This window comes from Nostoc sp. (genome assembly GCF_036917635.1).
Lineage (GTDB): Bacteria > Cyanobacteriota > Cyanobacteriia > Cyanobacteriales > Nostocaceae > Nostoc.
This window is the reverse complement of the sequence record NZ_JBALCW010000056.1, coordinates 72,700-82,526: the sequence shown is the minus strand read 5'-3', so window position 1 is coordinate 82,526 and position 9,827 is coordinate 72,700. Positions and strand designations below refer to the sequence as shown.

The following is a 9,827-nucleotide window of genomic DNA, read 5'->3' as shown; positions in this document are numbered from 1 at the left end:
GATGTCTCTAATACTGGTGATATTAGTTATTAAGTAATTTAAGTCTTTCTACGTAAATTAAATAGAAGCTTTTATTGTCAGTATATGTACTACAGAATGAAGTGCGGAATGTGGGTTATATCACCCATATCACTCCAAAACTTGCAGCCATGTCCGCCGCCAAAGATTTTGAATTACCAAATGATGTAATATTTCCTCTAGGGGATTTATATAGTGACGAACCACCAATAGATAGCGAATTACATCTACGCTAAATCATTCTGCTGTTGCAATCTTTAGAATTGTGGTGGCGAAACCGCAATGACTTTTATGCTGCGGGTAATTTGACAATTTACTACAGCCAACGCCAGAAGAGGTCAGAAGAATTCCGGGGGCTAGATTTTTTTGTAGTGCTGGGATGTCAACGCCAAGTTCGTAAAAGTTGGGTTGTTTGGGAAGAAGATGGGAAATATCCCAACATAATTGTAGAGCTTCTCTCGAATTCTATAGCCGCAACTGACAAGGGGTTGAAAAAACAAATTTTTCAAGATATCTTTCGCACACCAGAATATTTTTGGTTCGATCCCAATAATTTAGAATTTGCTGGCTTTATCTTGATTGGCGGTATTTATGAACCGATAGAACCTAATCCTCAAGGATGGCTGTGGAGTCACCAGTTAAATTTGTACTTGGGTGTTTATGAACATAAATTGCGCTATTTCACTGCGGAAGGGAATCTAGTTCCTACACCGGAAGAAGTTGCTGAACAAGAAAAACAACGTGCTGAACTCCTAGCAGCCAAATTGCGAGAACTGAACATTGACCCAGATACGATTTAACTCAATGGGAGGAAAAAGCAAATTTAACTGATTTTTTGTGATTATAGTAATTAAATATTATTTATTCTCAACAACCTCTAGACCTGTCCTAGCGATTGATTTAATATCAACATTCTGATTGTTTAGCAGCACTACTATAGTGGTATCTTGATTGGGGAGATATGCAAGCAATGTTGCGAAGCCATAAGCTATACCACTATGACCAATTGCTTTTGCTAAAGGAGATGAAAACCTTTCTACACCCAACCCATAGCTATAGCCTTCGCCATTATCTTTAAATTTTAACATTTCTTTCATCATCTTCGAGGAGAGTAAGGTTTTTTTGACAAATAACGCTTTAGCGAACTTTGCTAAATCCTCTGCTGTTGAAACCAATCCACCATCTCCTAAACCATTACCATCATTGACTTTGGCGTAGCTATCTAGCTTACCATCCTTATTGCGATCGCCATAACCTGTAGCAACTTCTCCAATTGTCGGTTCGCGTAATTCCGTGAAGGTATGTTTTAATCCTAATGGTTTTAAAATCTGACTGCGAATTGCTTTTGCAAGAGTTCCCCTAGTGATATTTTCAACAATCAGTTCCAAAAGAATGTAGTTGCAATCAGTATAAATAAATTTTTCTCCGGGATTTGCCTTCGGTTGCTCTTGGTACATATACTTAATAGCTTCTCTGGCTGTCCAAGGTTGTGAGCGACTTCTTTGTGCAGCAGCTTGAATAAACTCTTTTGTATCTAAGTATTCAGCAACACCACTAGTGTGGTTTAGTAGTTGACGAACTGTAATTTTGTCGCTGTTGATAATATGAGGACTGATATCTCTTGGTAAGTAGGTTGCGATCGCTCGATCTAATTGTATCTTTCCTTGCTCAACTAATTTCAGCACAACCACCGCCACAAAAGTTTTACTCATACTGGCAATAGAAAAGCCATCTGTGGGTTTTATCGGGGTTTTGGTTGACAAATTATTGACACCAGATGCTCCCAACCAAGAACCTTTAGGCGTAATAATATACATTACTGCCCCAGGGATATTCTGTTCTACAACTATCTCATTTAAAAATTTCTGTAGTTGAGAACTTTTTCCTAGGGTGGAGGTAGACATGACTTGTTTGGCAAGAGATTTTTCAATTACTCTCTGACTAATGTTATTAGCCACTAAGTATCCTGTAAAACCAAGGGAAATCACAAAGACTATTGCAAATAAAATTTTTCTGAAAGCCAAAATTTTTAGGTTCATTTTACTTACTAAACAGAAACCGCACAAAGTAGTTGGTGAGCATCAAGGTGACCAAATAATTACTAATTCCTAATTTGTAATTATTTGGTTACAGTAACCAATACTGATAGCGACGCGCCAAGCAAGTCCGCGTACTCTGTAAGAGTTGCAAGCTACGCTTTTAGCGTCTTGTAACTACGAATTACTTTGACATCTGATATACAAATAGCATTACTTTGTTCCCAGATTAGTATCAAAATTTAGATTCATCAACTCTCATAAATATGAAAATGCCAACTAAAAGCAAGACTAAAGCCAGTGTCTGGGTAGTGGAAAATGGGAAAATGCGATCGCGTTTAGACCAACTCACCACCGAAGAACCTTTAGAAATTCGCCTTGTCCCTCTCCAGAAGACGGTAGCCGTAACTATGCGAACACCAGGAGCAGATTTTGAACTAGCAGCTGGTTTCCTCTACAGTGAAGGAGTCGTTAGCCGCAGAGAAGATATCCGACGGATCAGTTATTGTGTGGATGAATTGGTAGATGGTCAGCAACGCCATAACATCGTAAATGTAGAACTGCGGGATGGTTTGATTCCAGACTTACAGCCTTTGGAGCGTCATTTCTACACTAGTAGCGCCTGTGGGGTGTGTGGTAAAGCTAGCCTTGAAGCTTTGCGTCTGCGGGGATGTCCAGTGATTCCTGCTGGTCCAACAGTAACACCTGAGATCATCTATAGCCTACCTGATAAGCTCCGGGCTGCTCAAGGTATCTTTAGTGCTACAGGGGGTTTGCACGCTGCGGCTACCTTCAATGCTGAGGGACAACTGATAAACTTGCACGAAGATGTTGGACGACACAATGCTTTGGATAAATTGATTGGTACAGCTTTGCTCTGTGACGAGTTGCCTTTAAATGATTGTATTGTTTTAGTGAGCGGACGCTCTAGTTTTGAGATTTTGCAAAAATCTACAACTGCTGGAGTTCCCATTGTCTGTTCTGTTTCCGCTCCCAGTAGTTTGGCGGTGTCTGTCGCCAATGAATTCGGAATTACCTTAATTGGATTCTTGCGCGGAGAACGGTTTAATATTTACACTGGTTTACAAAGAATAAACGCTGCTTAGGAACATGGATTTAACAAAGTTTAAGGGTTTAATTCCCCAGCAAGACAAGCAGAAGAGAAACTTGTTAGGGTTGAGTTGTTTTCTTAAAGGTGTCAACAGTCGAATCCATTTTTCCTATACCATTTATAGGTAAATTAAGAAACCAAGTAAACAATTATTGTAATAATTGTTTACAGTGTATCTAAAAAAGCGCGTATCTTGGCTTAACCCGATTACCACAATTAAAGAAAATAATGTTGCAATTTTCTGCATTGACAATATGTTTCCTTTTTATGCAAAAATAACAACATCAACAGTATAAACACTTAAATCAAAGGGGGTTGGTGATATGTCTCTAAATATCAACGACGTATTTGATGCCAATTTTTATCGTGCTGCCAATTACGACTTAGCTGGTTTAAACGATACTCAAGCTTTATCCCAGTTCCAGGCTTATGGTTTAAACGAAGGTCGTTCTTTTTCACCACTTGTGGATTTGAGTTTCTATCGGGCTAGCAATTCTGACCTAAAAAATCTTAACAATAGCCAATTGTTAGATCATCTGGAGAATCATGGTGTAGCTGAGGGACGCACTTTCTCTCCATTTGTTGACCTCACCTATTATCGAGATTCCAACAGTGACCTCAAAAGTTTTAACAACGAGCAACTATTTAATCATCTGGAAAACAAGGGTATTTCTGAGGGACGTGATTTTGATCCACTTTTCAGTTTAGAGCAATATAAGTCGCTTAACTCTGACCTGGCAAACCTAAATAACTCTCAACTGTTGAACCATTTGGAAATCAATGGGATAAACGAAGGCCGTAAGTTCTCACCCTATTTTGACTTCAACTACTATCGCGCTAACAACAAAGACTTGGCTAATTTGAGCAACAGCCAGTTGTTGCAGCATTTTGAAATCAATGGGATAAACGAAGGGCGTAAGTCTTCACCCTTGTTTGACGCTGGTTACTATAAAGCGAATGATCCCGACTTGGCTTCTTTAAAAGGCATCACTTTACTCGAAGACTTTGATTTACACGAATTTGAAGGACGCCAAACTGCTAGTGAATACGCCGAAAATACATTAAACACTGCTCCCCAACTTCCGAGGGGTTCAAATTCTACTAAAGGATTGGAACCTGTCGGCTCATCCAATCCTAATGACTACTCCAAATCTCCTGTAAGTCAACCTAGTACTGATAATACATATAGCTTAATTATTCCTTGATGGTACAGAGCAACTAAATTAATTTATGGATAGATAAATTTTAAACTTTGCTTGGTTCAAGCTCTAGCAAAGTATGTACTTGTTGTCCAGATTTGTCCAGCGAATCAGCGATTAGAGGTGATACGATCGTCAGAATTACAGATTAAAAATATGGCGTTGCCGAATTATTTAATTACTTTCTAGCAAAGTCCAGAAGTAGCCATCTGGCGCAACGAAAGAAAAACTCGTCTCACCAAACTCATTACTAATGATATCTGTAACTTTTTGTACAGTACTTGCTTTGATGCGATCGCAATACTCCTGTATTCCCTTTACCCGATAGGTATATAAAGACATACCCAAGCTACCTGGTTGGGCAGCCTCAAAGCGCGATTCTAAATTTATCTCTTCTGGGAATCGAATAATATAAAGTCTACCACTGCGGGCAGCCATCAGATCAGACTTAGAAGAACGGGGATCATCAAAAGCTGTGACAATAAACTTTTCACCAGGATTAAGGTCAAAAATATCTTTACCTGCTGGTGAAGATTCATAGCTAGTTTCGACATCATCACGCACACGCAGCAAACCCAAAACTTCTTCATAAAACTTTAGCGTTTCTTTGCTGTTATCTTGAACAATGATTCCTAGATGCGTAAACTGACTAGTCTTGAGAGCAGCATTATGGTTAACTTGCCCGTAATGGGGTAATGTATAGCCAAAGCGTTGAAATAAAACCTGTCGAGCTAAGGGTTGCAGTAGCAGCATTTCTCGCACACCAACTGCTGACTCAATAAAAGGACTGCTTTTCCTCTCTTTGTTGTAGATGACTTCCCAATAAGGGTTAGTATACCTAATAGGCAAACCTGCCGCTTTTGCATCCTCTATATGATTTAAGATACTTAAAACATCTGCCGTTAAGCTTGTCGCCCAGCGATTTCCCTTAATTTTCATTGAAGCTGTTCCCAAACCTTCATGGGTGGGGTTTTGCCAAACCATCAGCCGAATCAAACCATGATCTGAATTTTGGTGGTAGAGGCGAATTGAGCGTAAAGATGAATTCACCCCATATAATTGATTAGCTACATCTGCGGTTAATTCACCCATTTCACCAATGCGATAGCCAAATTGCTCCCAATACTGAATTGCAGAAATTGGCTCTGGAATGCCGATACAGACTTCATAGATACCTGCAATTGCGGTTTGTTGTTCTTGAGTCATAGTAATTTTAGATTTTAGATTTTAGATTGGGTCAAAATAAAGTTTTTCATATCATGTTCAGCTAATTAGTTACAGTTACCACATTTGTGCAAAAATACTTTTTCCCCCAGCAAGAACTGCGGTCTTAATGATAAGTCTTTAACCGGACACGATGTCACTGGCTCATAGCAGAAAGTCGATTTCTAAGATTGAACGTGGATTAAATAAAATGCAAAACTTCATCCTCTATCACGATCTCTCTCCAATATATCGGAGAGGGATTGAGGATGAGGTAAGCCAGTGACATAAATTGTATATTATTTAATTCTTATTCCTTAGAGAGGATTTGCCTTTGGAAGAAAACTTTTCGATTTACTGAAATTATGCAGAAATTGAAGTTCAGATGTGGTGAGATCGCGCCATTGACCCAATTGTACGTCATCTAATTGTAGGTGGGCTATGCTAACCCTAACCAGCCGCAAAGTCGGAAACCCTACAGCCGCAGTCATGCGCCGTACTTGGCGGTTTTTCCCCTCTGTCAAAGTCATTTCCAGCCAAGCTGTCGGTATATTTTTGCGAAATCTAATCGGTGGATTGCGTTCAGCTAGCTGTGGTTCTTCTGGTAACAGCCTAACTGCTGCTGGTTGAGTGCGGTAATCTTGAATTTCCACACCTGTTTGCAACCTTTTTATCGCATCTGCATCTGGAATTCGCTCTACCTGTACCCAGTAAGTACGTTTATGACCAAAACGCGGATGCGCGAGACGATGTTGCAATTGCCCATCGTTCGTTAACAGCAGCAATCCTTCACTATCCCAGTCTAAGCGTCCTACAGGATACACATCAGATACATCTATATAATCTTTCAGGGTAATATGTGTGGGAGTATCTTTTGTAAACTGGCACAGAACGCCATAGGGTTTGTAAAAAATAATATAGCGGTAATGATTTGTCATTTGTCATTTGTCATTTGTCAATACTTTTGGGTTAAGCCTAAAATCAGGTAGATTAACAGTTATTCCCTAACAGATAATAACTTTTCTGCGAAACACTACGCCTAGCTGGCGGGAGCATCCCGTCAGGTGCAAAAAACTTGATAGCCCTCATCCCCTAACCCCGAATCCCATCATTTGGGATTCGGGTAACTAGAATTATGTCTCCCCTCTCCCGGAATCGGGAGAGGGGCTGGGGTGGGAGTAAATTTAATATCTCTAGCACGAACAGCGCCAGCAGAATCATTGGGATCTGAGGATAAAATTCTGCCATCTTTTGCGGAAGTTATAGTTCTGTTGCAAGTTAGGAGAATATTAGAGAGAAAAAAGTACGTTTACCTTTGGGCAAAGTACAGCCTAGAGGACAAACAGAATCCTGAAATGCGTAAGGCATTTAAAGAAAAATTGTCGGAATATTTAAGAATAACTAAAGAATCACCAGAGCGTTTACAGGTATGGTTTTGGGATGAAAGTGGATTTAGTTTAAGAGTGATAAGAAGAAAAAATTGGGGTAAAAAAGGTACAAGAAAAAAATCACAGGGCAAAGAAGAAGAGGAAGGGTAAATATCATGGGAGGGTTACGTTATCACGACAAAAAGAGAATAAATTTTGTCATTAAAAAAGGAAATGCAGATGTATTTTATGAGCAGCTTAAATCTTTAAATAATTTTCTCTTGCAAGAATGGATAGAGCAAGGGAATAAAATTGAGAGTTTCAATAACTGTTCGGCGAAAATAGTGATTATTTTAGATAATGCTAGTTTCCATAACTATCGGAACCAGATTATTATGCAAGGCTGATTGCGATCGCAGTTTCTATTGTCTTGGGAGGAGGGGAAGCGGCGATTGCAACAAATTTTAGAAGAGGGTCAACAGAACCAGTGGTAGTTTCAAATACATTTTAACTCTGCGATGAATAATCAAACTTGTCCAAGGTGCGATTGCACAAGCTTAAAATACCAAGAGAATTGCGGTTACTGGGAATGCTTAGACTGCGGTCACCCCTGGGCATTTGATGCTGACGACCCACATTATGAAGAACCTGAGCTATGTTCCAAATGCCACGGCAAGGGGGTAGTTTTTTTTGGCGGTGTGAATTACTCCTGTACTCTGTGCAAGGGGAGAGGGAGTATTTAGCTAATGGATGCTGATGATAAGTGGATTAGCATTGATCCACGTTCAGATAAACTTTTACTGCGGTTTCGGGTCAAAGGCTTTCCTAAGCAATTTCAAATATCTACCGGGTTAAAAAGCAAGCGGATAAAATCTTTACGGCTATTGGTTAACTTTTGGGTACATTCCAAAGTTTCATCGGGTAAAGTGTATTCTTTCAACACGCCTTTAAAATCAATATCTGCCGTCAGCAATTGATATAATTGTTCCGCTTCTTCCAAAAACTCAATCCGTCCTCTGATTAACTTATAAAGATATTCCAGAAAAGCATTTAACTCATCTTTGCTTAAAGGGGCTTCGTCTTCTATGGCGAAATCAGATGGTATTGGCTTTTTTTCCGGTGGCTTTAACAACCATTTACGATGAGTTTCCATCTTTTTGATTTGAGCAAAGGCATAACCAGTGTAAGTATGTTTTACTTTATTACTCAAAAATAACTGTTTATGATTAATTAAATGCTGTCCGACTGCGTTTAAAAAAGGATAGTTAGTTAACCACAGCAATTCTAAAACATTGGGATTCGCGCCCGCTAATAACTGGAGGATTTTTCTTAATTCATATATAACTGTGTCTTTATTGCCATCAATGAATGGAAATATTCCTGGTTCATCCCAACCAGTATCTTTTTGTTCTATGCAATCAAATCCCAAGTAATACCTTTTGGGTGCAATAAATACTCCCCGATAATCAAAGTCTGAATCAGGACGATTTAAACCATAGCCGTGGCTACCCGCCAAACCAATTAAAATAGTTCTTTGTTCAACTTCTATTCTTTTCATAAGCTGTTCCACATTTAAATTGCATAAATGCTAAACTAGATATATCCGTGTATTTAGCATTGTTATGCCATGGGGAATAAAAATTAAGAACAAGGGTAATATTGCTATTGCAAGTTAAATGTGGAATAGCTTATCACCTGATTAAAATATAGCCATCCTAACTCATGAGTTAAGCAGGTGGGAAGTGAGTGAGAAATGGTGATAGAGAGGAGCATAATAACAATCCCCATACCCAATAGACATCTCCAGAAATTAAATACACGTAACCTGAAACCCTTGTAGAGAAGCGAAATTGGACTTCGTCCCGCTATGCGCTTTCGCGTCTCTACATTCATTGTCGGAGATGTCTAATGACAAATGACTAATGACTAATACCAAGAGTTGCTTAGTTTAAGAAAAATGCCCCTAAAAGAGATGATGCAACGATATCCCCTTAAGGAGCAAAATTTATTAATTCAGTTGTTCCTATAATTTCAGTTTCCTAGAACAGAAATTATCTAGGATAAATGTGCCGTCTAGTCCCCCATCCTGGATTAACAATGGCGGCTAAATCTTCTTCAGACAATTTGCTGATTTCACTCTCCAGTTCTTCGACGCTGAAATCATAGCCACGATCTTGAGCAATCTTGACGAAGGCTTCTGGATTAGCTGTTGCTTTGAGTCTTTGCTGTAATGCTTGATCTTGTTTTACAGCTTTAAAAAGTCGGGTAGCGTTTTGCTGTGTCATGACAGTCTATCTCCTGTTTTAAATATCAGGTTTGAATGTAGTAATTTGACTCCTGTGGAATCACTAAATTTTGTGAAGAACCTTTAGATTAAGAGCGTAAGTTTAATTTTAAAACAAAGAAGATAGTTGTGTAGATTCTGATAAGAAAATATAAGTTTTAGTCTAAATATTTTTGCTATTTTGTAAAACTCAGCCCTAAGATGGAAGCAGTATTTAACTAAATAACATTTATTTTGAATTGTAAATGCACCTTACATTCTTTGCGTGGGTGATTTAGCCATAGACCTCTTGCATAAATCAAAAATAAAGAACCTCACCCCGCATTTGCTGGCGCAAACGCTCCCCTCCCCGATGCTTTGGGGAGGGGTTGGGGGTGGGGTGTTAGTGCTCTTCTATGACTCTGGAGAGAGAATAATCCAAGCGATTATAAATCGCGGCTACACAAAGCAAAGTCCGCCTGCGCGGATTAACGCCAAAATAGGGTTTCAAATTTAATCTGACGAGAGTAATAAAAGAGCGTTAGGGACTTTTGCAAGAGGTCTCATGATGACTTTTGGCAAATAGAAGCTTGACTTAACACCTGTTAATAAAATACAATTTTAGATTGT

Annotated in this window: 6 protein-coding genes and 3 pseudogenes; 4 read left to right on the top strand and 5 right to left on the bottom strand. The window is 39.1% G+C overall.

What is annotated here, in order from left to right:
- The first annotated feature begins 149 nt into the window (after nt 1–149).
- Nucleotides 150–818, top strand: a pseudogene (locus V7K32_RS14910) (Uma2 family endonuclease).
- 57 nt (nt 819–875) lie between these two features.
- Here the strand turns inward: V7K32_RS14910 and V7K32_RS14905 are convergent.
- Nucleotides 876–1,976, bottom strand: a complete 1,101-nt coding sequence (locus V7K32_RS14905) for a serine hydrolase domain-containing protein (RefSeq protein ID WP_334994439.1) — start codon at nt 1,974–1,976, stop codon at nt 876–878.
- A 344-nt stretch (nt 1,977–2,320) separates the two neighbouring features.
- Between V7K32_RS14905 and fdhD the strand changes: the two genes are divergently transcribed.
- Together fdhD and V7K32_RS14895 are read left to right on the top strand one after the other, a co-directional pair.
- Nucleotides 2,321–3,160: a formate dehydrogenase accessory sulfurtransferase FdhD gene (fdhD, locus tag V7K32_RS14900; protein WP_334994437.1), complete on the top strand. Its 840-nt coding sequence runs from the start codon at nt 2,321–2,323 to the stop codon at nt 3,158–3,160.
- Nucleotides 3,161–3,488: 328 nt separating this feature from the next.
- Nucleotides 3,489–4,370: a hypothetical protein gene (locus V7K32_RS14895; protein ID WP_334994435.1), complete on the top strand. Its 882-nt coding sequence runs from the start codon at nt 3,489–3,491 to the stop codon at nt 4,368–4,370.
- A gap of 168 nt (nt 4,371–4,538) precedes the next feature.
- On the opposite strand, the gene V7K32_RS14890 is transcribed toward V7K32_RS14895, so the two are convergent.
- A complete protein-coding gene (locus V7K32_RS14890) occupies nt 4,539–5,570 on the bottom strand; it encodes a VOC family protein (RefSeq protein WP_334994433.1) in 1,032 nt (343 codons plus the stop codon).
- Between the two features lie 314 nt (nt 5,571–5,884).
- Nucleotides 5,885–6,505, bottom strand: coding sequence for an rRNA large subunit pseudouridine synthase E (locus V7K32_RS14885; RefSeq protein WP_334994431.1), 621 nt, complete (start codon nt 6,503–6,505; stop codon nt 5,885–5,887).
- Nucleotides 6,506–6,841: 336 nt separating this feature from the next.
- Between V7K32_RS14885 and V7K32_RS14880 the strand changes: the two are divergent.
- Nucleotides 6,842–7,326: pseudogene (locus tag V7K32_RS14880) on the top strand (transposase); the annotation flags it as partial.
- A 464-nt stretch (nt 7,327–7,790) separates the two neighbouring features.
- Here the strand turns inward: V7K32_RS14880 and V7K32_RS14875 are convergent.
- Together V7K32_RS14875 and V7K32_RS14870 are read right to left on the bottom strand one after the other, a co-directional pair.
- Nucleotides 7,791–8,492, bottom strand: a pseudogene (locus V7K32_RS14875) (nucleotidyltransferase domain-containing protein); the annotation flags it as partial.
- 493 nt (nt 8,493–8,985) lie between these two features.
- The gene (locus tag V7K32_RS14870) at nt 8,986–9,219 is read right to left on the bottom strand and encodes a Nif11-like leader peptide family natural product precursor (RefSeq protein WP_334994430.1); all 234 of its coding nucleotides are present in this window, start codon (nt 9,217–9,219) and stop codon (nt 8,986–8,988) included.
- Between the last annotated feature and the right edge of the window lie 608 nt (nt 9,220–9,827).